We start from the raw sequence: 21,137 nt of genomic DNA on the forward strand, positions 1-21,137 counted from the left end.
GCATGGCGCTAGGGTGGCGGCATGGCTCCGACACGTTGGCAGAGCGAGAACACCGAGGCTCAGTCGCAGAGCTACGTCGAGCGATTCGCGCGACTGGAGTCCCGCGGCGTCGACCTGCACGGCGAAGCTCGAATGGTCGATGCGCTGTTGACTCCGGGTAGCGCAGTGCTCGATGCAGGTTGCGGCACAGCACGACTCGGCGCCGAGCTCGCCCGACGCGGTCATCAGGTGACCGCAGTGGACCTCGATCCGGTCTTCGTCGAGGCGGCTCGGCAGCACACGAGCATCAGCGTCCATCGAGCGGATCTGACCGAGTTCGATCTCGGGACGTCGTTCGACGCGATCGTTGCAGCGGGCAACGTGATGGTGTTCATGGAACCGGGGACCGAACGCTCTGCACTCACGCGAATCGTCGCGCACCTTCGGCCCGGCGGACTGTTCGTCGCAGGATTCGCGACCGACAGGGACTACACAGTGCATCGGTTCGATGACGATCTCGCTGCAGTCGGACTCGGCGTCGAGCACCGCTTCGCCACGTGGGACCTGCGGCCGTGGCACGACGGCGCAGACTGGGCTGTCACCGTCGCGAGGGCGCCTCAGCTGTTGGCGTGAAGTTGTTCAGGTAGGGCATCGAACCACTCGAGAGTCGCTTCCTCGTACCTGATGCCGAAATCCAGTGTGGCCAGATCGAATACGCTCGCGCCGTCGGAGGCGTCTCGTTGCGCTCGATACCCGGCCAGCGTTTCGGCATGGCGACGTCGGTGGTCCACGAGTATCGCGGCGAGCCGTCCTGGCTCCAGGTGCGCCCCGAACGCCGTGGTGAGGAGCAGTGGGTGTCGGATTGTCGCGTCACCGGGCTCGCGATCGATCCACTGTGCGAACGCGGCCCTGCCGGAGTCGGTGATGGTGAACGGCTTCTGCGCTCGCGCGCCCACATGCCCTTCTTCGACCAATCCGCGCGTCGTCAACGCGGACAATTCCCGGTAGACCTGACTGCGGGTCACGGTCCAGAATCCGCCGATGCACGCCTGCGCCGTGGCATGCAGGTCCCACCCGGTCATGGGGCCGCGATGGAGGAACCCCAGGAGTGAACCGGCCGTGGCATTCAAGGATCGATCATCGGTCACGACCCATCTTGACACACCTTGACATTCCACAGTGGGAGGTTGATGCTGGGATTCGACAGTCCACAGTGGAACGTCCGGTGAGGCCGAAGCGGAGTGCACCATGACCTACCAACCCATGTCCGGCGGCGCCGCCCCGAGCACCAGGTTGTCCGACGCTCAACGAGAAAGCGCCGTCGACCGGCTGACCGGTCATGTCGCGTCGGGACGACTTGCCCTCGACGATTTCGACGCACGGGCTCGGCAGATCTATGCCGCGGTCACCCTGGCCGACCTCGAGTCGATCTTTTGCGACCTCCCCGCCGCCGGCCCTCGTGCCGCCGCCGAAAAGCCGACGTCGAAACAGCTGCCGATGGCGCGCGAATTGCTGACGTGGGCAGCCGTCGGCGTCCTGTGCCTGTCCATCTGGGCCATTACATCGATCGCGACCGGCAATTTCCTCTATCCCTGGCCGGTGTGGGTGATCGGGCCGTGGGGAGCGATGCTCGCTCTGCAGCGCGTGACCGGGGTGTCCATGACCTGCTCCGGCAGGCGCCTCTACGTCGACTGACCGACCGAGGCAATCTGAAATCGCGCACCGAGCGGGTCGGCAACTCCCGCAATCCGCCCGAACGGTGAGTCCTCGGGATCGTCGACGACCGTCCCGCCGAGCTCGAGAACGCTTGCCATCGCCGCATCGGTGTCATCGACACCGAAGTAGACACGCCAGTGCGACGGCGTCGATTCCGGCAGAAACGCGTGGGCGTCCATGATCCCGGCGACCATGTCCCCGCCTGCGATTGCCTGGGCATACCTGAACTCGTCCGTGTCGCCGAGCACGCCATAGGTCCAGCCGAACACGGACTCGTAGAACGGGAGAACTGCTGTGTAATCATGGGTCAACTGCTCGTGCCAGACCGGAGTGCCGTGCTCGCCCCACAAGCCGTAGCCTCGATGCCGACCTGCCTCCCAGATGCCGGCGACGGCACCCCCGGGATCAGCGACGAGCGACATCTTTCCCTGGTCTCCGATCGTCATCGCAGGAGACAGAACCGTCCCGCCCGCCGATTCGACCTTCACGACGGTGGCGTCGACGTCCGCGGAGGCGATGTAGGTGTTCCATACGTCTGCAATAGATGTCCCGGGCATCTGACCGCCGAGACCGGCAATACTGACACCGTCTCTGACGAACGTGGTGTATCCGCCGTACGCGGGATCATCGCTGACGTCGGCCCGCCAACCGAACAGACTCTCGTAGAACGGGATAACGCGGCTGGGATCGGAACTCGTCAGATCGATCCAGCATGGAGTATCGACCACATAGTCCTTGGCAGGCATTGTCATCTCCTACGTGCGGTTTCGGGGACCCCTGAAAAGTACGCCACTGCTCCGACATTCACAGCAGTTCTGCAGCCGCCGCCACGGCCGACCCACAGCTGAGGCGTCGAGCATCGGTGTATGGCCACATACCAACTGCGCGACGCAGACAACGCAATCCTCGCCGAAGCAGATTTGCCCACCGATACCAAGGCGATGGCATGGATGGTGTCGGCGGCGACTCGGTACCGGCAAGCGTTGGGTGGGAAACGATGGGAGGGCTTCAGACTCGTCGGTGACACGTGGATCCACCGGTTCTCGGGTGCCCGGCGACGGGCGTTGGGTTAGCGCTGTGCAGGTGGGCCTGCGGGTCGAAGCAGCGTGATTCCTCCCCCTCCAAGCGCGTGCCGGAGTCTGGACCAATCGATCAGATTGCGAATGCGTAGCTGCGGGAACACTGGCGACCATGAAGGCATACATGGCGTCACTGAGGGAATCGTTCTGGTTCGTTCCCGCCCTCCTCGGTATCGGCGCGCTCGTGCTCGCCCAGGCCCTGGTCTCGCTCGATCGTCATCTGGTCGGCACCAGCGTGGACGTATCCGGGTCATTGCTTTACCAAGTCGGAGCGAGCGGCAGCAGGGACATCCTCGGCGCGATCGGCGGCTCGATGCTGGGCGTCGCCGCGACGTCGTTCTCGATCACGATCTCCGTGCTCGCGACCACGAGTTCGTCGTACGGTCCGCGTCTGGTCCGCAACTTCATGGCCGACCGCGGGAATCAGGTGGTGCTCGGAATCTTCGGCGCCACGTTCTTGTACTCGCTGATGGTTCTGCGGTCCATCAGATCCATCGAGACCGACGGCTCGGTCTTCGTGCCCGACATCGCCGTCAACGTCGCCGTGGGACTGGCCATCGTCGACGTGGGTGTTCTGGTCTACTTCATCCATCACATCGCACAGTCGATCCAGGTCGCCACCCTGTCGGCGCGCGTGCGAGACGAACTGTCCGCGTCGGTCGATGCCCTCTATCCACGCGAACAGCCCTCGGATGCGGCAACCTCGGACACCATCTCCAGGCCCCCGGTTCACACCACGATCCTCGCCCAGGAGTCCGGCGTCATCATCGATATCGACGAAACAGCCGTCCTCGAAGTCGGCTGCGACACCGACACGATAATCGAACTACATCGAGTTCCCGGTGATCACGTCGTCGAAGGTGAGGTGCTTGCCGATATTCTGACGAATCGCGCGGCCGAACTCGAGGACGGGACCACCGGCCGGGTCCGCGAAGCACACCGGATCGGCACAAGCCGCACTCCACGCCACGACGTCGCATTCGCTGTCGAGCAGATGACCGAAATGGCCGTGCGGGCACTTTCGACCGGGGTCAACGATCCTTACACTGCACGAAACGCCATCGACGACCTGTCGGTCGGACTCGTCGCGGTGGTGCAACGACCGAAGCCGTGCAACGCCCGGTGCGACGGAACGGGTGCGGTTCGGCTCATCCTGCGAAGGGTGTCGATGGCATCGTTGATCGACCACGCACTCGATGCCGTGCGGATCTACGGAACATCGAGCCCCATGGTCGTCCACGCCGGAATTCGCCTCGCCGACCGTGTCGGTCGTGCAGCAGTCTCCACTGAGACTGTCGAAACGGTACTGACACAACTGTCCCTGTTGGACCAGGCATTGCTCGTCGCCGATGCCGACGCGGCGCGTACTGCCCAGTCGCGAGAACAAATTTCGCGAGCACGATCCGCTGTCACTGGCCGAGTCCCACTCGCGGTCCGCCTTTCCTGAGACGAAACCGTGGAATGATGGTGACCATGTCTGCATCGTCGCCGCTACCGCTCGATCCCATTGCAGAGGCCCACCGCCAGTGGACCAAGCATGGGTGGGGCGACGTAGCCGACGGAATGGCCGCTGTCACTTCGCTGATGCGCGCGCAACAGATCATGCTTGCCCGGGTCGAGGAGGTTCTCAAGCCGACGGGGCTCACGTTCTCGCGCTACGAGCTTCTGACGTTGCTGACCTTCACGAAGAACGGCGCCATCCCGATGGCAAAGGCGAGCGCCCGTCTTCAAGTCCATCCCACCAGCGTCACCAATGCCGTCGACCGACTCGAGGCTGCGGGCTACGTCCGACGCACTCCACATCCGAGCGATCGCCGAACCACCCTGGTAGAGATCACCGATTCCGGCCGGGCGCTGGCGGTGGACGCCACCGAGAAGCTCAACGACCAGGTGTTCGGCAAACCAGGTCTGTCCAAAGAGCGCCTGACAGCACTCGTACGAATCCTTGCCGAACTGAGGCGTTCCGCCGGTGATTTCGAGGATGGTGGGACGACACCGACCTGGTGAGTGACGCCCCGTGAACGATCCGTGATGGAATATCACGAGAACGTGGCGGGGGCCGCGCTCAGGTTGGAGAGAACGTGTTGGTAGTGGGTGTCGGCGCAGGTGCACACGGTGCACGCGCAATTCTGACTTACCTGGACAGTCCGCATCGCGCGCCCGTCGCGTCACGAACGGTGCGACGACAGCGCGGACAATCGCTCGTGTCCACCATCGCCGCCGGCGTGTCGGCGCTGCACGCCACCGCATCCAAACTGGCTCTACCCGTGGCGTACTCGGCGATTGCCTATCGAGTCAACGAAGACGCCGACGCGTTGAGCGAACGTCGCGACCCCCGACCGTCCTGGCTCGTACACGAGACCGCTGCGCAGCTTCGCTACCTTCGATTCACCGGTACCGTTCCCACCCACGGCGCGACGGTCCTGTGCGACCTCGGCAGCACGGGAATGACGGTGTCCGTACTGGACCTGGCTGCGGGAGCAACCGTCGCGTCGCGTCGGACATCGACATTCTGCGGCGACGATCTCGACCATCTCGTACGCAGGCATCTGGCCGCGAACGGTGTCCGGACGGACGTCGAGGCATCTCGCTCCATCAAGGAGCAGGTCAGCGACGGAGGCGTCGTCAACGCGCACGGTTCAGACGGCACAGGGCATCATGTGTTCACCCGCAGGGACTTCGAGGAAATCATCGCGGGCCCGGTTCGATACGCCACCATGGTCGTCGAGCAGACCATCGAACTCTCCGGCACCAAACCTGCGTCGATCGTCCTACTGGGCGGCGGCGCGAACGTGACGTCGATCGGGGAGGCATTCGAACGGCAACTCGGGGTGAAGACCCACGTACCAGGACACCCGGAGTTGGTGTCCGCCAGGGGTGCAGCCCTGCTGTCGGTCGATCAGCAGGGCTGACTGCCTTACCGATTGACGAACTTCGCCTGCCGCTTCTCGACGAAGGCAGCCATTCCCTCTTTCTGGTCCTCCGTCGCGAACGTCGAGTGGAACAAGCGCCGCTCGAACCGAACTCCCTCGGCCAGAGAGGATTCGAAAGAACGATTGACGGCGTCCTTGGCCATCATCGCAATCGGCAACGACATCTCGGCAATGGTCGTCGCAGTCGCAATGGCGTCGTCCAGCAGGTCTGCTGCGGGGACGATTCGCGACACCAGGCCAGCGCGTTCGGCTTCCTCGACCTTCATGTTCCGGCCGGTCAGGCACATCTCCATGGCCTTCGCTTTGCCGACAGCGCGCGTGAGTCGTTGCGAGCCACCGATCCCGGGAATGACGCCGAGCTTGATCTCAGGCTGCCCGAACACGGCATTGTCGGCGGCGATCAACACATCGCACAGCATGGCCAGCTCACAGCCACCTCCGAGGGCGTACCCGGCCACGGCTGCGACGATGGGAGTCCTCGCCGCGCTGAGTCGATCCCACGCAGTGAAGAAATCGTCGAGATACACATCCATGTAGGACTTCGGCTGCATCTCCTTGATGTCCGCTCCGGCGGCGAAAGCCTTCTCGGATCCGGTGATCAGAATTGCACCGATTCCCTCGTCGCGGTCGAGGTCCTCGACTACTGCGACGACCTCACGCATCAACTCGGAGTTCAACGCGTTCAGCGCTTTCGGGCGATTCAAGGTGATGATGCCTACGCGCCCGCGGCGCTCGAGCAGGATCGTGTTGTACTCACTCATTCGGCTGCCCCTGTCGAGCGCTCGCGGATGTCGTTGATGATGCCGGAGAAGTCGACATCGGTGCCGCCGCCGGACGTCTCCTTGAATCGTGCGTATATCTCCGCGGCCTGAAGCCCGAGTACACCTTCGACGCCGTTGTCGCGCAAAGCGTTCGCCGCAAGACCGAGATCCTTGTCCATCAAAGCGGCCGCGAATCCCGGCTTGTAGTCGTTGTTCGCGGGAGAAGTCGGAACGGGACCCGGCACCGGGCAATTCGTCGTGAGTGCCCAGCACTGACCCGACGCAGTCGATGCCACGTCGAACAGCGCTTGATTGCTGAGCCCGAGCTTCTCGCCGAGAACGAACGCCTCGCTGATCGCGATCATGGATACCCCGAGGATCATGTTGTTGCAGATCTTGGCAGCTTGGCCGTTGCCGGCCGAGCCGCAGTGCACGACCTTGCGTCCCATCACGTCGAGAATTGCAGCAGCAGAATCGAAGTCCTCCGCCGAGCCACCGACCATGAACGTCAGCGTTCCGGCTGCCGCTCCCCCGACTCCGCCGGACACGGGCGCGTCGAGACTGCGGTGACCGGCTTCGTTCACCAGCTTGTGGGCGGCATGGGCGTCGGCGACGTCGATGGTCGACGAATCGACGAACAACGTCCCAGGCGCAGCTGCCGGGAGCAGATCCTTGTACAGATCGAGCACGAGACGCCCGTTCGGCAGCATCGTGACGACGATGTCGGCGTCCTCGACAGCGGCGACAGCCGACTCTACGACGGTGACGCCGTCGGACTTCGCCTGGCTCAGCGCTGCGGGAACGAGATCGAACCCCTGCACCGTGTATCCGGCTTTGACCAGATTGGCTGCCATCGGGCCGCCCATGTGCCCGAGGCCGATGAACCCAATCGTCTTCTCACTCATACGTTTGCTCCCAGTTCGCTCGACGGTCGTTCCGCAGGCTCCACTCCCAGCCCAAGTTCTGCGGTGCCCACTGACTCGAAGTACCGATCGACGTCGGCCGCGGTGACGTCCGCCAGCGTTGCCGGTGACCACTTCGGGTTTCTGTCCTTCTCCACGACCTGCGCGCGAATCCCTTCGACCAGGTCATGAGAGTCGAGACTTGCGAGCGAGACTCGGTACTCCTCGTCCAGCACCTGCTCCAACGACGACGCGGCAGCGGCACGCCGAAGCGACTTCAGCGTCACCTTCAACGACACCGGCGACTTCGACTCGATGTCGTTCGCAGCCTTCTCCGCGGCTTCGATTCCACTGCCTCGTAGACCGTCGACGATTTCCTCGACCGTGTCGGCACTGTAGAACAGGTCGATCCAACTTCGCGCGGCTTCGAGCGTCGACTCCGGTGCTTCCTCGGTGAACTCGGCGAGCGCGTCCGAGAGCAGGCCTGTCTCCAGTGCCTGGCAGAACTTTTCGAGATTGCCCGACGGCATGTAGTGATCGGCGAAGCCGGCAGCGATAGCGTCCCCCGCGTCCATCCGAGCCGTCGTCAAACCGAGGTGCGTGCCCAGTTCGCCCGGGGAACGCGACAACAGGTACGTGCCACCGACGTCCGGGATGAAACCGATCCCGACCTCGGGCATCGCGATCTTCGAACGCTCGGTGACGATGCGAGTGTTTCCATGCGCCGACAACCCGACGCCGCCGCCCATGACCACACCGTCCATGATGGCGACATACGGCTTGGAGAATCGCGCGATCGCGGCGTTGAGGATGTACTCCTCGCGCCAGAAGTCTTTCGTGCTCGAGCCACCTTCTTTGGCGTCGTGATAGATCGAGACGATGTCGCCGCCCGCGCAGAGTCCGCGCTCGCCGGCACCGACGAGCAGAACCAGATCGATGTCGTCGTCGACTGCCCACGCGTCGAGCTGCGGGGCGATCTGCTGCACCATCGCGTGGTTGAGCGCATTGATGGCTTTCGGCCGGTTCAGCGTGATCCGACCGACACCGCCACGGACGTCGAACAAGACTTCGGGCTCTGTCATGCTGCTCCCACTATCGAGCGAGCCACCACGACTCGCATGATCTCGTTGGTTCCCTCGAGGATCTGGTGTACGCGAAGATCGCGAACGATCTTCTCGACGCCGTACTCCGCAAGATACCCGTAACCACCGAGTAACTGTAATGCGTCGTTGGCAACCTGGAAACCGGTGTCGGTGGCGAATCTCTTTGCCATCGCGCAGAGTTCGACCTTGTCGGGTGCGTTCTCCTGCAAGGCGTCCGCAGCCCTCCACAGCATCGTCCGCGCAGCCTCGAGTTCGGTCTTCATATCGGCCAAGCGGAACTGCAGTGCCTGGGCGTCGAGCAACCGTGCGCCGAACGCCTTACGTTCCAACAGATACGCGATCGCCTTGTCGAGGGCGGACTGTGCACCGCCGATCGAACACGCGGCGATGTTGAGCCGCCCGCCGTTCAAGCCGTTCATCGCAATGCGGAAGCCGTCACCTTCGCTGCCGAGAAGGTTGACCGCCGGCACCCGGACGTCTTCGAAGACGACCTGCCTCGTCGGCTGGGCGTTCCACCCCATCTTCTTCTCGTTCGCACCGAACGAAAGACCCGGTGAATCCTTCGGGACGATGATCGCGGAAATGCCCTTCGACCCGGCATCCCCGGTGCGCACCATCACGACGTAGACGTCGGATGTTCCTGCTCCCGAGATGAATTGCTTGACTCCGTTGAGGATGTAGTCGTCACCGTCGCGAACAGCCTTGGTGCTCAGAGCCGCTGCGTCGGAACCCGCTCCTGGCTCGGTGAGGCAGTAGCTGCCCAACTGGTCCATCGAGCACAGGCCCGGCACCCAGGTGCGGCGCTGCTCGTCGTTTCCGTAGGTGTCGATCATCCACGTCACCATGTTGTGGATCGAGATGTACGCCGCGATGGATGGATCGCCCGTCGCAAGTTGCTCGAAGATTCGGACCGAATCCAGCCTGGTCAAGCCGGATCCGCCGACGTCCTCGCCGATGTAGATGCCGCCCATGCCCAGTCCCGCAGCCTTGCGCAGCACGTCCACCGGGAAGTGTTTGTTCTGATCCCACTCGACGGCATTGGGGGCGAGGAACTCGTCGGCGAAATCTCGTGCCGTCTCGTTGATCGCACGCTCGTCCTCGGTCAAGGTGAACATGCGTCAGTCCATGTTTGGAATGACGAAGTGATTGGCGGTTGCCTCTTTCTTGCCCGACGGCCAGCGCTGCGTGACCGTCTTGGTCTTGGTGTAGAAGCGCACCGAATCGGGCCCGTGCTGGTTGAGATCGCCGAATCCGGAGCGCTTCCAACCGCCGAACGTGTGGTATGCGATCGGCACGGGAATGGGGACGTTGACGCCGACCATGCCGACCTGGACGCGGGAGCAGAAGTCGCGGGCGGTGTCACCGTCGCCGGTGAAGATGGAGACGCCGTTGCCGTATTCGTGCTCGCTGGGGAGGCGGAGGGCATCTTCGTAGTCCTTGGCGCGGACGACGATCAGGACGGGTCCGAAGATCTCTTCCTTGTAGATGCGCATGTCCGTGGTGACCTTGTCGAACAGCGTTGCACCGGCGAAGAATCCGTTCTCGTGGCCTTCGAGTCGGAAGTCGCGGCCGTCGACGACGAGTTCGGCGCCCTCGTCGATACCGATCTGCGTGTAGTCGTTGACGCGCTCGAGGGCGTCGCTTCCGACGAGCGGGCCGAAGTCGGCGTTCTCGTCGTCGGAGCGGCCGATCTTCAGCGTCGCGACACGTTCTTTCAGCTTGGCGACAAGAGCATCCGCGGTCTCTTCACCGACAGGCACGGCGACGGAGATGGCCATGCAGCGCTCTCCGGCCGAGCCGTACGCGGCACCGAGGAGGGCGTCGGCGACCTGGTCCAGATCGGCGTCCGGCATGACGAGCGCGTGGTTCTTGGCGCCGCCGAAGCACTGCGCGCGCTTGCCGTTCTTGGCGGCCTCTTCGTAGATGTACTGCGCGATCGGGGTGGATCCGACGAAGCCGATAGCCTTGACGCGATCGTCGTTGAGCAGCACGTCGACGGCATTCTTGCCACCGTTGACGACGTTGAAGACGCCGGGCGGAAGACCAGCTTCGAGGAAGAGTTCGGCCAGCTTGAGCGGTACGGACGGGTCACGCTCGGACGGCTTGAGGATGAATGCGTTGCCGCAGGCGATCGCCGGGCCCGCCTTCCACAGCGGAATCATCGCCGGGAAGTTGAACGGGGTGATGCCGGCAACAACGCCGAGCGGCTGACGCATGGAGTAGACGTCGATACCGCCGCCTGCACCCTCGGTGTATTCACCCTTGAGCAGGTGCGGGATACCGACGGCGAACTCGACGACCTCGAGGCCGCGCTGAATGTCGCCCTTGGCATCGGCGATGGTCTTGCCGTGCTCGCTGGAGAGCAGTCTGGCCATTTCGTCCATGTCGCGATTGATCAGCTGCAGGAACTTCATCAGCACGCGTGCTCGGCGCTGCGGGTTCCAGCTCGCCCACTCGACCTGCGCCTGCGCGGCGTCGGCGATGGCGGCTTCGACCTCGGCATCGCTGGCCAACGGCACCAGCGCCTGGACCTCACCGGTGTTGGGGTCGAAGACGTCGCCGAAGTTGCCCGACTCTCCTGCTACGTGCTTGCCGCCGATGAAGTGAGTGAGTTCGCGAGCCATGAAATCCGTCCTAACACATACGAGGAGGTGAAGTGTGCCCATCCTATAGTCGGACTTCCATGTATGTCTACCCAGTGGCACGAAAGAGTGCACCCAGATGCACTTAACCGCGCCAGTGGCGGCGGAGCCGCCTCACATGCGTTCGTAGAACGAGCGTAGATCGGCCACAGCCCGACTGACCTCGGCCTCATCGGAGCCGTCGGCTCGAAAGACCCTGCGCAGAATCAGCGGATCCAAGTCGTCCATGACTGCACTGACGCTCACCTTCGGCAACCCGGGAAACGACGCCTTGTCCGAGAACCAGTCGCTCGGATCCATCTCGACATCGTCGTCGCCGACCCCTTCGATCAGCTGATCGAGGTCGACCCCGCGGAGCGTCAAGATGGTCGCCGCGGAGGCGTCGATATGTTCGGCTGCGATGTACATCAGCGCTGCCGAGTGCTTGCACGGCCACCCGTCGTCCGGACAGCTGCAATCGAAATCGAGTTGACCTTTGTCGTGCGGCAGCAGCACTGACGCCAGCGCCTGCGGAATCGCGTTCGACGCAAGTTCGGCCAGCATGCCCGGATTCGACCTCACCCGCTCGACGAGCGCAGCGATCTGCCCGTCGGTCAGCGGGTCGACCATGACCGAAGCCGAGAACGGCTCGAGCTGGCTGCCCTGGACTTCACCGTAGATCTGTCCGCGTTCGACACCGAGATTGAGCACCTGCCCCTGACGCGCATAGGTTCGGCCCCGAGCGATCCGTCCCGGATCCGCCAGATCCTCCATCGCCGTCACGAAGTGCCTGCCCCACCATGTTTGTCCGAAAGCGCCGCGCTTGTTCTGCGACTCGATGCCGCCCTTTGCTTTTCGACGCTTGCCGTACTGACTGAAGTCGGCCATCACTCGCCCACCGCGTCCTCGCTGAGCCGGAACAGTTCCCGGAGCTCTGCGGTATCCATCTCCGTGACCCAGTTCTCGCCGGTGCCGACAGCGAGGTCGGCGAGGTCCTTCTTCGATTCGAGCATCGAATCGATCCGCTCCTCGACGGTTCCGACGCACAAGAGTTTGCGGACCTCGACGTTCTTGCGTTGTCCGATACGGAAGGCCCGGTCGGTCGCCTGATTCTCCACGGCCGGATTCCACCATCGATCCAAGTGCACAACGTGATTCGCCGCAGTCAAGTTCAGTCCGGTGCCGCCCGCCTTGAGCGAGAGCATCATGATGGGAGGTCCGTCCTCACTCTGGAACGACTCCACCATCGCATCGCGCTTGGTCTTGGTCACACCGCCGTGCAGGAACGGAACCTCGGTGCCGAACCTCTCGGCGAAGTACGGTGCGACGATCTCGCCGAACTCCCTGAACTGCGTGAACAGCAACGCCTTTTCGTTGTCGCCCAGGATGGCGTCGAGCATGTCCTCGACGAGCCCGATCTTGCCGGAGCGGTGCTGGCCGCGCTTGAGCACGGGCGAGCCGTCGGACAGGAAATGCGCGGGGTGATTGCATACCTGCTTGAGACGGGTCAGCGCGGACAGCACCGCACCCTTGCGCTTCATTCCCTTCGCGTCGGCGATCTGCGCCATCATCTCGTCGACGACCGCCTTGTACAGACCGGCTTGCTCGGCAGTCAGGTTGGAGCGCACAGTCATCTCGTTCTTGTCCGGCAGATCCGAGATGACCGTCGGATCGGTCTTGACCCGGCGCAGGATGAACGGCGAGGTGATCGCCCGCAATCGGGTCACCGCGCCCTCGTCCTTCTCGCGTTCGATCGGCACCGAAAACCTCTTGCGGAAATCGGACGGTCTGCCGAGCATCCCGGGGTTCGCGAAGTCGAGAATGGACCGCAACTCGTCGAGTCGATTCTCGACGGGCGTTCCGGTCAGCGCGAGCTTGTGCTCCGCCGGAATCGCCAGAGCCGCCTTCGCCTGCACGGTGCCCGAATTCTTGATGTGCTGAGCCTCGTCGAGGACGACGCGTCGCCACGTCTGCTGGGACAGCTGGGCGCGGTCCTTGGCCATCAGTGCGTAGGTCGTCACGATGAGGTCGTGCTCGGCGATCGCCTTGTCGAGCTCCTCGCCCTCGAGCCGCGCGGGACCGTGATGGACCATGACGCGCAAGCCGGGGGTGAACTTCTCCGCTTCGCGCTTCCAGTTGCCGACAACCGACATCGGCGCCACCAACAGCGTCGGCGTCGCACTGCGCTCGTGTGCGAGAAGAGTGAGGACCTGCAGTGTCTTGCCGAGCCCCATGTCGTCGGCGAGTACTGCGCCGAGCCCGAGCCGGCTCATGAACGCCAGCCAGTCCAGCCCTCGCTGCTGGTACGGCCGCAGCGTCGCGTTCACTCCCTCGGGCATCGGGATGGGTTCGGGACTCGCGCCGGGTTCGAGCAGGGTCGCTGCCCAACCGGTAGCGCGAATATCCTCGACCGGCGCCGGCGGCGGATCCGCCAGCGTCATCTCTCGCATCAACTTGCTCAGCGGGGTGCCGTCGCCGTGATGCTGCGCGACGTACTTCGCGGCGCGGGCCAGTTGACCGCCGTCGGCCAACACCCATTGTCCGCGCAGCCGCACGAGGTCACCCTTGGAGACGGCGAGGCGGTTCATCTCCGCCTCGGAAAGCACCATGTCGCCGAGCTGAAGCTGCCAATCGTAGGACACCAGTTCGTCCATCCCCACCGCGCGATCGGCGGCGGCTTTGGTGACCGCGGGCGATTCGACGCGCAAGCGCATCGACGGATCCAACCTGGTCCACGCTCTCGGCAACAGCACCGTCGTGCCGGTGGCCTGCAGCGCGGTTGCGCCATGTTCGACGAGGTCGATGACGACCGACGTGGGTAGCAGAAGATCGAGTGTGCCCTCCTCGGAAGGCAGATCACGCAGCCGCGGATATGCGGCGACCGCCTCACCGAGCTTCCGCACCGCAGTCGAGAGCAGCGTGGCATCGACCTTGCGACTCATCGGAACCGGGACCGGGGCCTCGCCGTCCGCACGAAGACACACCTGCAGCGTCCAGAACGCCTCGTCCTCGCTGTCGTCGCCCTCGCTGTCGCCCTCGCTGTCGTCGTCAGGTTCGAGCAACCGCAACACCAACGACGGTTCGTCGACGGTGAGACTGCCGCGCCACTTGTCCAGCAACGCCGAGATCTGCTGAGTTCCATCGGAGTACGGGTCGTCGCGTACGAGAGCCGAGAGCAGAGGGTGCTCCGAATCAGGTCTTCCCAGAATCGATCTCACGATCGGATCGGTGAGTTCGCGGGTGATGTCGTCGAGGATCTTCTTGGGCCGCTCCTGGGCTCGCTGCACCGGGGGCATCGCAACGGCGAGCTCACTGAGCCACGCGCGCTGGCGTTCACCGCCGACGAGTCGCCACCGCGGCCACCACTGACCATCCATCAATTCCAACGCCGGCACGACCCGGCCGGCGCGCACCCACCGTTCGATTCCGCGTGCCACATGTGCCAGATATCTCAGGTCTCCGGAGATCAGCGCATGCGATTCCGGCGTCCGGAGCAACAAGTCGACTGCGTCCACAGGTGCCAGCGCGATGGCGGGGACCTGTGCCAGTTGCGGTTCACCGCCGTCGACGGGCGGGAACGCCACTCGCACGCGATGCCGAAACGTCCTGCTCAGGGCGTGCGCGTGAGCGGCGGGCAGGTCCGGTTCGCTGCCGGTGGTCTCGTCGTCCCACAGCATCAACCCGGCGCCGGGAGACCAGAGACCGTGCAGCATCCACCTATCCAATCAGCACCCCGACTTCTCGGGTGGGCGTGGTGCAACAGTTGCGCTCGCTGCGCGCGGGATCCCGCGTGAAAACCGCGCAACTGTTGCTCTACGCCCGTTTGTCGGTGAACGTTTGGCACAGTGGACGGATGATCGCTTACGGATTCAGCGAATACGGTGGCCCGGAGACGGAGTACTTCCTCGACATGCCCATCGCCGATCCAGGACAGGGACAACTGCTGGTTGCGGTGCACGCGGCCGGGGTGAACCCGGCCGACTGGAAGGTACGCGCGGGCAACCGCAAGGACACCGTGCAGACGGTTCTGCCCGCAGTTCTCGGACGCGAAGTGTCGGGGACCGTCGTGCAAGTAGGTACGCACGCCGACGGCTTCTCGGTGGGCGACCACGTTTTCGGCGCGACTGCCGCCGGGCACGGGGCGTACGCGCAGTACACAGTGCTCAATGCCTCGGCCACTGCGCACAAGCCCGCGAACGTGACGTTCGCAGCTGCCGCGACGTTGCCGGTAGCGGCAGGCACCGCCTACGACGCCCTGGATCAGCTCGCGCTGCGCAAGGAAGACACCCTGTTGGTCCTCGGCGCAGGTGGCGGAGTCGGCTCGGCAGCACTTCAGTTGGCGCGTGCCGACGGTATCGACACCATCGGAGTAGCCAGCGCAGGCAAGCGTGAGTGGGTGACGAGCCTGGGTGCAGAATTCGTGGAGTCCGGTGACGAATACGCCGAGCGAATCTCGACCGGACCGAACGGTGTACTCGACCTCGTCGGAGGTGCGACGCTGCGCTCCGTCGCTCCCCTGGTGCGAGCAGGAACGCGGATCATCAGCGTCGCCGACCCGGTGCTTGCTGCCTCGCTCGGCGGATCGGGTGTGGAGCGCAACCGATCGTCCGACGCGTTCACGCGCTTGGCCGAACTGGTGGCCAGCGGTGTCCTCGATCCGCACATCGGCCACACGTTTCCACTGGAGCGAGCCTGCGACGCACTCGCTCTCGTCGAGACCGGACACGTACAGGGGAAGGTCGTCATCGAGGTCGGCTGATCGTGTCGGTGCAATACGGCACACTCGGTACACAAATACCGGTGACAACGATTGGGCGTGTGTGAAAAAGCTGCGGATAGCGCTGTTGATGGCGGTTGCCGCCATGGTGATGGCAGCGTTCGGCTCGTGCAACATCGGCGGCCTCCCTGGCTTCTCACCACCCCCGCCCGCACCGGGGAGTCCTACGCGCATCCAGATCGAGGAGCTGCTCGCCCGGGTTCAGATCGTCGCAGCCAGAGGGGATGTAGTCGGCTACGAGCGCGGCTGCAAGAGCGGCGAGGGCTGCGTCTTCGGCCCCGCCTGGACCGACGACTACGACGGACCAGGCGGCCACGACGGGTGCGGCACCCGCGACAACGTCCTGGCCCGGAGCATGACCAACGTGGTCTTCCGCGATGGCACCCACAACTGCGTGGTTCTCGAGGGCACGCTGGCCGATCCCTACTCCGGCGCGCAACTCGGCTTCACCAAGGCTGATGCCGGAGAGATTCAGATCGACCACGTCTACCCGCTGTCCGCGGCGTGGGACATGGGTGCCAACGGCTGGCCCCCGGACAAGCGGGTGCGGTTCGCCAACGACATCGACTTCAATCTGTTGGCGGTCAACGGCACCGACAACCAGTCGAAGAGCGACAGCACACCGTCGCAGTGGTTGCCCCCGAACGGCGCTTACCACTGCTTCTACGCCGGTAAATATTTGTCGGTCGCAGCGCAGTACGAGCTTCCGATAACGCAGGACGACCATCGCGCTCTCGCATCGGTCGCGCACAGTTGCTGAGCGTAATGTGCAGACAATGTCGCGCAGCTTCCTGAACCGTGAAACTCAGCTCTGCATGTCGCTCTCCGGGCGGCCGAGCAACATCGGAACCCGCTTCCACAACTACCTGTACGACGAACTCGACATCAACTTCGTCTACAAGGCATTCACGACGACCGATCTCCCCGCCGCCATCGCAGGCGTACGAGCCCTCGGCATCAGAGGGTGCGCGGTGTCGATGCCGTTCAAGGAAGATGTCATCGCCGCAGTGGACGTGATGCACGATTCGGCCAGCGCGATCGAATCGGTCAACACCATCGTCAACGAGAACGGCGTCCTGCATGCCTACAACACCGACTATCAGGCTGTCGCGAATCTACTGCAGTCCTCCGGATTCTCGTCCGACTGGTCCGTCGCAGTGACCGGAAGCGGCGGAATGGCGAAGGCCGTCGTTGCGGCACTGAGAGATTCGGGCTTCACGCGCGGAACCGTCGTCGCCCGCAATCCGCAGACCGGTCCCGCGCTCGCGAGCGCATACGGGTACGAGCACTCGACCGAAGCGGTAGCGGCCGAACTTCTGGTCAACGTCACCCCGGTGGGCATGGCAGGTGGCCCGGACGCCGATCCCTCGCCGTTCACCGACGCCCAGATCGAGTCGGCACATGCAGTGTTCGACGTGGTGGCCATGCCGTCGGAGACACCGTTGATCGTACGAGCCCGTGCCGCAGGAAAACCCGTCGTGACAGGTGCCGAGGTCATCGCGCTGCAGGCCGCCGAGCAATTCGTCCTCTACACCGGAGTGCGGCCGACCGACGAGCAGATCCGACGTGCGTCGGAGTTCTCGCGACGCTGAGCGAATCAGCTCGGTGTGAGCACGCTTGTCACCTCGGCCGCGATCGCCGCCTCACCGAGCGCATTCGGATGCACGGGTACGAACTGCTCCGAGAACACCAACGGTTCGATCCATCTGGTCCCCGACGGCTGACACCCGTCGTGTCCCTCGGATGCGACCGACATGTCGACGAAGGTGGCACCGGTCTCCGAGGCCGCCCTCGACACCGCCGTGTTCAGCGTGGCCTGCAGGGTGCGGAGGTACGGCACGTCGCCTTCTGCCACCGGCATGTTCGGTGCGCACGTACCCTGCGCCGGGAGCAGCAGCGGGTAGCCGACGATCACAATGTGCGCATTCGGGGCACGGTCGCGCACGTCCGACAACGCTTGGACGAGTGCGGGGTACGTCTGGTGTTCGATCGTGTCCACGAACGAACTACCGGCCGTGTCCGCGCATGGGCTGTAGGTTCCCGGCGTGCCGATCGCCGCCCGAACGCACGCACTGATCGCCCCCGCGAACACGCCGCCGTCGTTGCCGCCGATCATCATCGTGACCAGATCGGTCGACGGTGACAGCGCATCGAGCTGTGGCGGCGTGTCCGGGTGCTGTCGGGAGCGGAAGTCCTCGGTCGACGCCCCGCCGCAGCTGACGTCGACCAACTCGTAGCCCTGCTGTTCCGCGACGACCCGTGCGAAGTTTCTCTCGCTACGCAAGCATGCGAGCGGGGCGCCGCTCACCAGCGGAAGTACGCCACTACCTGCGCTGAAGCTGTCACCAAGATTGACGTGCTCGACGACGTCGGCGTGCGCAGGCGGTGCCACCGAGACTGCGCCCGCCAGCGCGGTGAGCAACGCGGCGGCGCAGATTCGTACACGTGAACGGTGTGTCATGAAACCTCCCGCGAGCAGTATCGCTCAGAACCAAGGAGAAGTCAGTCGCACACCGCCTTGGCCACATCCTCGGCAGTGGCGAGCACCCCGGTTTCGTACTCACCGATTGCCGCCACTTTCGCTGCCGACGCCGACTCCGGGTCGAAGGTGTACCCGAGCCACTCCTTGGCCAACCTGCGCGCGAGCTCGATACCGATGACTCGCTGTCCCATGCACAACACCTGCGCGTCGTTGCTGAGAACTGCGCGTTCGACGGAGAAGCTGTCGTGCGCGGTGACGGCGCGGATGCCCGGAACCTTGTTGGCGCTGATGGCAACTCCGAGCCCGGTACCGCAAACCAGGAGCGCCCGGTCGGCGGTGCCGTCGGCGATCATGCGTGCCGCGGTCACCGCAACGTGCGGGTAGGCGGTGTGCTCGTCGTCGCCGACGCCGACATCGGCGACCGATTCCACCCGATCGTCCTTCTCGAGGTCGGCCAGCAGCGCCTGCTTGTACTGCAGACCTGCGTCGTCGCAACCGACGACGATACGGAGTTTGCTCATGACGCGATTCCTTGGTTCGTGAAGAGTTCGGCGACGGTAGCGACGCTCATGGCCATCGACACCGCGCCTGCATCGGGGGTACCGACACTGCGCTCGGCGAGCGGTCGAGCGCGACCCACCTTGGGCCGCAGGTCCGCAGTGTCGACCGCGGCTTTCTGCGCGACTGCCACGGCATCGGACCAGGCCGATCGCCAGTCTTTTCCGGACGCCACCGATGTCTCGACGGCGCCGACGAACGGATCGAGGGCGTCGAGCATCGTCTTGTCTCCGAGCGAGGCACCCCCGAGTGAAGTGAGCGCGGAGTATCCGGCACGCAGAGCCTCCGCCACATCGATGTTTCCGGGGGTTCCGTTGTTACCGAGCCTGTTTCCGATCGCGGTCAGGGCAGCACCCCACAGCACGCCCGATGTTCCACCCGCCTTGGCAGCCCATGCCGAGCCCGCCGCAGCCAACACCGACCCGGTGCCTCCCTGCCGATCGGCCGCATCAAGTGCCGCGAGCCGAGCAGCTGCAGTTCCCTTGACCATTCCGCGTCCGTGATCGCCGTCGCCCGCAACCGCGTCGATGCGGCCGAGTTCGTCTTCCGCCGAGACCATTCGTTCTGCCAGGGCATCCAACGACTTCAGGACGAAGCGAGCGCACTCGCGGGAAAGCTCGTCGGACTCCGGCAGCGTGTCCGCTCCGGCAGCGGCCGCGGTGGAAGCCGACCTACGCTCGCCTGCGTCAGCAGCCACGACACCTTTTCGATAGGCCGGAGTATCGGCCGGTGCGGTCCAGAACCTTTCCAGTTCGTCGTCGAGCCACATGATCGTCAACGAGCATCCGGCCATGTCGAGGCTCGTCACGAGCTCCCCGACCTCCGGATCGACGACGGTGTAGCCGGCCTCACGCAGGCGCCGCGCCACCGTCTGCCATACGACGAACAGCTCCTCGTACTTGGTACGGCCGAGTCCGTTGAGGATGACAGCGATCCGGTCGCTGCTGCCGGCCGGCTTCTCTACCAGCACTCCGTCGACAAGGAGATCGGCAAGTTCAGCGGCAGTGGGCATCTCGTGCGAGGACACACCCGGCTCGCCGTGGATGCCGAGGCCAAGTCCCATGGTGCCTTTGTCGACCGAGAACAGCGGATCGCCTGCACCGGGCATGGTGCACCCGTCGAAGGCGACGCCGAGGGTCCGGGTGGCATCGTTCGCGGCAATTCCAACGCGTTCGACATCGTCCATCGGGTAACCGAAGTCGGCAGCCGCAGATGCGCACCTGAACACGGTGAAGTCGCCTGCGATGCCTCGTCGCTTCTCGATCTGATCGAGCGGCGCGCTGGCGATGTCGTCGGTGACGGCGAGATATCTTGCGTCGATCCCCTCGGATCGAAGCTTCTGTACTGCGAGGCCGAAATTCATGACGTCGCCGGCGTAGTTGCCGGTCGTCAACAACACCCCGCCACCGTTGTCGACGGCACGTGCCACCGACGCTGCATCGTCGGCCGAGGGCGAGGTGAAAATGTTGCCGACGACCGCGCCGTCGGCGAAACCTCGTCCGACGACACCGCAGAAGGCCGGGTAGTGGCCGGAGCCGCCGCCGACGACGACGGTGGCCTTCCCCTCGGGAGTCGACGCCGCGCGCACGACCCCGCCGGGTACCCCGACGACGTAGCGCGAGTTGGCGTCGAGAAATCCCTCCAGCATGTCCTCGGTGAAGGTCGCTGGATCGTTGAACAATCGAGTCATGGCAGATCCTCTATCGAAGGCGAAGGCCGGACTCACGATCGAACAGGTAGATCCTGCTCGCCGGAGCGGTGAGCGCGCAGCGGTCATGGGGGCGGTAGTGATCGCGTGCGGGAGTCTGGATGAGCAGTGACCCGCCACCGGCAACGGAAATCTTGGCCTGCCCGAACTCCATCAGATGTTCGAAGTACTCCACCGACGCCGAGATCTGCCCGGGAGCGGCGGCACCGGGGACGATCGACGCGTCCTGCGGTCTGATGCCGATCTTGACCTCGGTTCCGTCGGTGACGTCGAGGACGTCGACCTTCAGTGTCCCACCGCCGATCTCGACGACCGTTGTGTCGCCGTCCCGGCGCAGAACACCGTCGAGCACGTTGATCTGTGGTTCGCCGACGAAGCCGGCGACGAACAGGTTGGCGGGGTCGTCGAAGACCTCGTCGGGTGTCCCGAACTGCTGGATGACGCCGCCGTCCATCACGGCGAGGCGGTCGGCGAGGCTCAGCGCCTCCACCTGGTCGTGGGTGACGACGATCGTCGTG

At 64.4% G+C, this 21,137-nt stretch carries 21 protein-coding genes and 1 pseudogene; 9 read left to right on the plus strand and 13 right to left on the minus strand.

Features of this window, described 5'->3' with window-relative positions:
- The first annotated feature begins 21 nt into the window (after window positions 1-21).
- Entirely contained in the window at window positions 22-612 is a 591-nt protein-coding gene (locus A2J03_RS04380; protein ID WP_068370179.1) for a class I SAM-dependent methyltransferase, read from the plus strand.
- Here the strand turns inward: A2J03_RS04380 and A2J03_RS04385 are convergent.
- On the minus strand, window positions 597-1,127 hold the full coding sequence (locus tag A2J03_RS04385) for a PadR family transcriptional regulator (RefSeq protein ID WP_231912358.1): 531 nt from the start codon (window positions 1,125-1,127) through the stop codon (window positions 597-599). The two genes, A2J03_RS04380 and A2J03_RS04385, sit on opposite strands and share 16 nt — an antisense overlap.
- Before the next feature lie 100 nt (window positions 1,128-1,227).
- Between A2J03_RS04385 and A2J03_RS04390 the strand changes: the two genes are divergently transcribed.
- On the plus strand, window positions 1,228-1,674 hold the full coding sequence (locus tag A2J03_RS04390; RefSeq protein ID WP_082897581.1) for a DUF1707 SHOCT-like domain-containing protein: 447 nt from the start codon (window positions 1,228-1,230) through the stop codon (window positions 1,672-1,674).
- On the opposite strand, the gene A2J03_RS04395 is transcribed toward A2J03_RS04390, so the two are convergent.
- A complete protein-coding gene (locus A2J03_RS04395; RefSeq protein WP_068370180.1) occupies window positions 1,662-2,441 on the minus strand; it encodes a VOC family protein in 780 nt (259 codons plus the stop codon). The genes A2J03_RS04390 and A2J03_RS04395 overlap by 13 nt on opposite strands.
- Window positions 2,442-2,561: 120 nt before the next feature.
- Here A2J03_RS04395 and A2J03_RS04400 point away from each other — a divergent pair, with 120 nt between their 5' ends.
- From A2J03_RS04400 to A2J03_RS04415, 4 genes are all read left to right on the plus strand, one after another.
- Window positions 2,562-2,768, plus strand: a complete 207-nt coding sequence (locus A2J03_RS04400; RefSeq protein WP_068370181.1) for a hypothetical protein — start codon at window positions 2,562-2,564, stop codon at window positions 2,766-2,768.
- A gap of 118 nt (window positions 2,769-2,886) precedes the next feature.
- The gene (locus A2J03_RS04405) at window positions 2,887-4,221 is read left to right on the plus strand and encodes a DUF2254 domain-containing protein (protein WP_068370183.1); all 1,335 of its coding nucleotides are present in this window, start codon (window positions 2,887-2,889) and stop codon (window positions 4,219-4,221) included.
- 26 nt (window positions 4,222-4,247) lie between these two features.
- Window positions 4,248-4,781: a MarR family winged helix-turn-helix transcriptional regulator gene (locus A2J03_RS04410; protein ID WP_068370223.1), complete on the plus strand. Its 534-nt coding sequence runs from the start codon at window positions 4,248-4,250 to the stop codon at window positions 4,779-4,781.
- 74 nt (window positions 4,782-4,855) lie between these two features.
- Entirely contained in the window at window positions 4,856-5,686 is an 831-nt protein-coding gene (locus tag A2J03_RS04415) for a hypothetical protein (RefSeq protein ID WP_231912359.1), read from the plus strand.
- Window positions 5,687-5,691: 5 nt separating this feature from the next.
- Here the strand turns inward: A2J03_RS04415 and A2J03_RS04420 are convergent, their stop codons facing one another.
- The 7 genes from A2J03_RS04420 to A2J03_RS04450 form a co-directional block, all read right to left on the minus strand.
- Window positions 5,692-6,468: an enoyl-CoA hydratase gene (locus A2J03_RS04420; RefSeq protein ID WP_068370188.1), complete on the minus strand. Its 777-nt coding sequence runs from the start codon at window positions 6,466-6,468 to the stop codon at window positions 5,692-5,694.
- Window positions 6,465-7,373: a 3-hydroxyisobutyrate dehydrogenase gene (mmsB, locus tag A2J03_RS04425; RefSeq protein ID WP_068370189.1), complete on the minus strand. Its 909-nt coding sequence runs from the start codon at window positions 7,371-7,373 to the stop codon at window positions 6,465-6,467. Before mmsB ends, A2J03_RS04420 begins: the two co-directional genes overlap by 4 nt.
- On the minus strand, window positions 7,370-8,452 hold the full coding sequence (locus A2J03_RS04430) for an enoyl-CoA hydratase/isomerase family protein (protein ID WP_068370191.1): 1,083 nt from the start codon (window positions 8,450-8,452) through the stop codon (window positions 7,370-7,372). Before A2J03_RS04430 ends, mmsB begins: the two co-directional genes overlap by 4 nt.
- Window positions 8,449-9,588: an isobutyryl-CoA dehydrogenase gene (locus A2J03_RS04435; RefSeq protein ID WP_068370193.1), complete on the minus strand. Its 1,140-nt coding sequence runs from the start codon at window positions 9,586-9,588 to the stop codon at window positions 8,449-8,451. The genes A2J03_RS04430 and A2J03_RS04435 overlap by 4 nt, the downstream gene beginning before the upstream one ends.
- A gap of 3 nt (window positions 9,589-9,591) precedes the next feature.
- The gene (locus tag A2J03_RS04440; RefSeq protein WP_068370195.1) at window positions 9,592-11,097 is read right to left on the minus strand and encodes a CoA-acylating methylmalonate-semialdehyde dehydrogenase; all 1,506 of its coding nucleotides are present in this window, start codon (window positions 11,095-11,097) and stop codon (window positions 9,592-9,594) included.
- A 132-nt stretch (window positions 11,098-11,229) separates the two neighbouring features.
- Complete coding sequence (locus A2J03_RS04445; RefSeq protein ID WP_068370197.1) at window positions 11,230-11,982, minus strand: SWIM zinc finger family protein; 753 nt, start codon at window positions 11,980-11,982, stop codon at window positions 11,230-11,232.
- Window positions 11,982-14,807, minus strand: a complete 2,826-nt coding sequence (locus tag A2J03_RS04450; RefSeq protein ID WP_068370198.1) for a DEAD/DEAH box helicase — start codon at window positions 14,805-14,807, stop codon at window positions 11,982-11,984. The genes A2J03_RS04445 and A2J03_RS04450 overlap by 1 nt, the downstream gene beginning before the upstream one ends.
- A gap of 140 nt (window positions 14,808-14,947) precedes the next feature.
- Between A2J03_RS04450 and A2J03_RS04455 the strand changes: the two genes are divergently transcribed.
- From A2J03_RS04455 to A2J03_RS04465, 3 genes are all read left to right on the plus strand, one after another.
- The gene (locus tag A2J03_RS04455; protein ID WP_068370225.1) at window positions 14,948-15,853 is read left to right on the plus strand and encodes an NADP-dependent oxidoreductase; all 906 of its coding nucleotides are present in this window, start codon (window positions 14,948-14,950) and stop codon (window positions 15,851-15,853) included.
- 103 nt (window positions 15,854-15,956) lie between these two features.
- On the plus strand, window positions 15,957-16,631 hold the full coding sequence (locus tag A2J03_RS04460) for an HNH endonuclease family protein (protein ID WP_442971319.1): 675 nt from the start codon (window positions 15,957-15,959) through the stop codon (window positions 16,629-16,631).
- 16 nt (window positions 16,632-16,647) lie between these two features.
- Complete coding sequence (locus tag A2J03_RS04465) at window positions 16,648-17,463, plus strand: shikimate 5-dehydrogenase (protein ID WP_068370200.1); 816 nt, start codon at window positions 16,648-16,650, stop codon at window positions 17,461-17,463.
- A gap of 5 nt (window positions 17,464-17,468) precedes the next feature.
- Here the strand turns inward: A2J03_RS04465 and A2J03_RS04470 are convergent, their stop codons facing one another.
- The 4 genes and pseudogenes from A2J03_RS04470 to A2J03_RS04485 form a co-directional block, all read right to left on the minus strand.
- Window positions 17,469-18,332: an SGNH/GDSL hydrolase family protein gene (locus tag A2J03_RS04470; protein WP_068370203.1), complete on the minus strand. Its 864-nt coding sequence runs from the start codon at window positions 18,330-18,332 to the stop codon at window positions 17,469-17,471.
- Between the two features lie 41 nt (window positions 18,333-18,373).
- Window positions 18,374-18,874, minus strand: a complete 501-nt coding sequence (locus A2J03_RS04475) for a ribose-5-phosphate isomerase (protein WP_068370205.1) — start codon at window positions 18,872-18,874, stop codon at window positions 18,374-18,376.
- Window positions 18,871-20,601 (minus strand): dihydroxyacetone kinase family protein, encoded by a 1,731-nt coding sequence (locus A2J03_RS04480; protein ID WP_068370207.1) that lies wholly within the window; start codon window positions 20,599-20,601, stop codon window positions 18,871-18,873. Before A2J03_RS04480 ends, A2J03_RS04475 begins: the two co-directional genes overlap by 4 nt.
- Window positions 20,602-20,611: 10 nt before the next feature.
- Window positions 20,612-21,137 (minus strand): annotated as a pseudogene (locus A2J03_RS04485) (ABC transporter ATP-binding protein); the annotation flags it as partial.

Origin of the sequence: Rhodococcus sp. EPR-157, assembly GCF_001647195.1 — a bacterium.
Classification (GTDB): domain Bacteria; phylum Actinomycetota; class Actinomycetes; order Mycobacteriales; family Mycobacteriaceae; genus Rhodococcoides.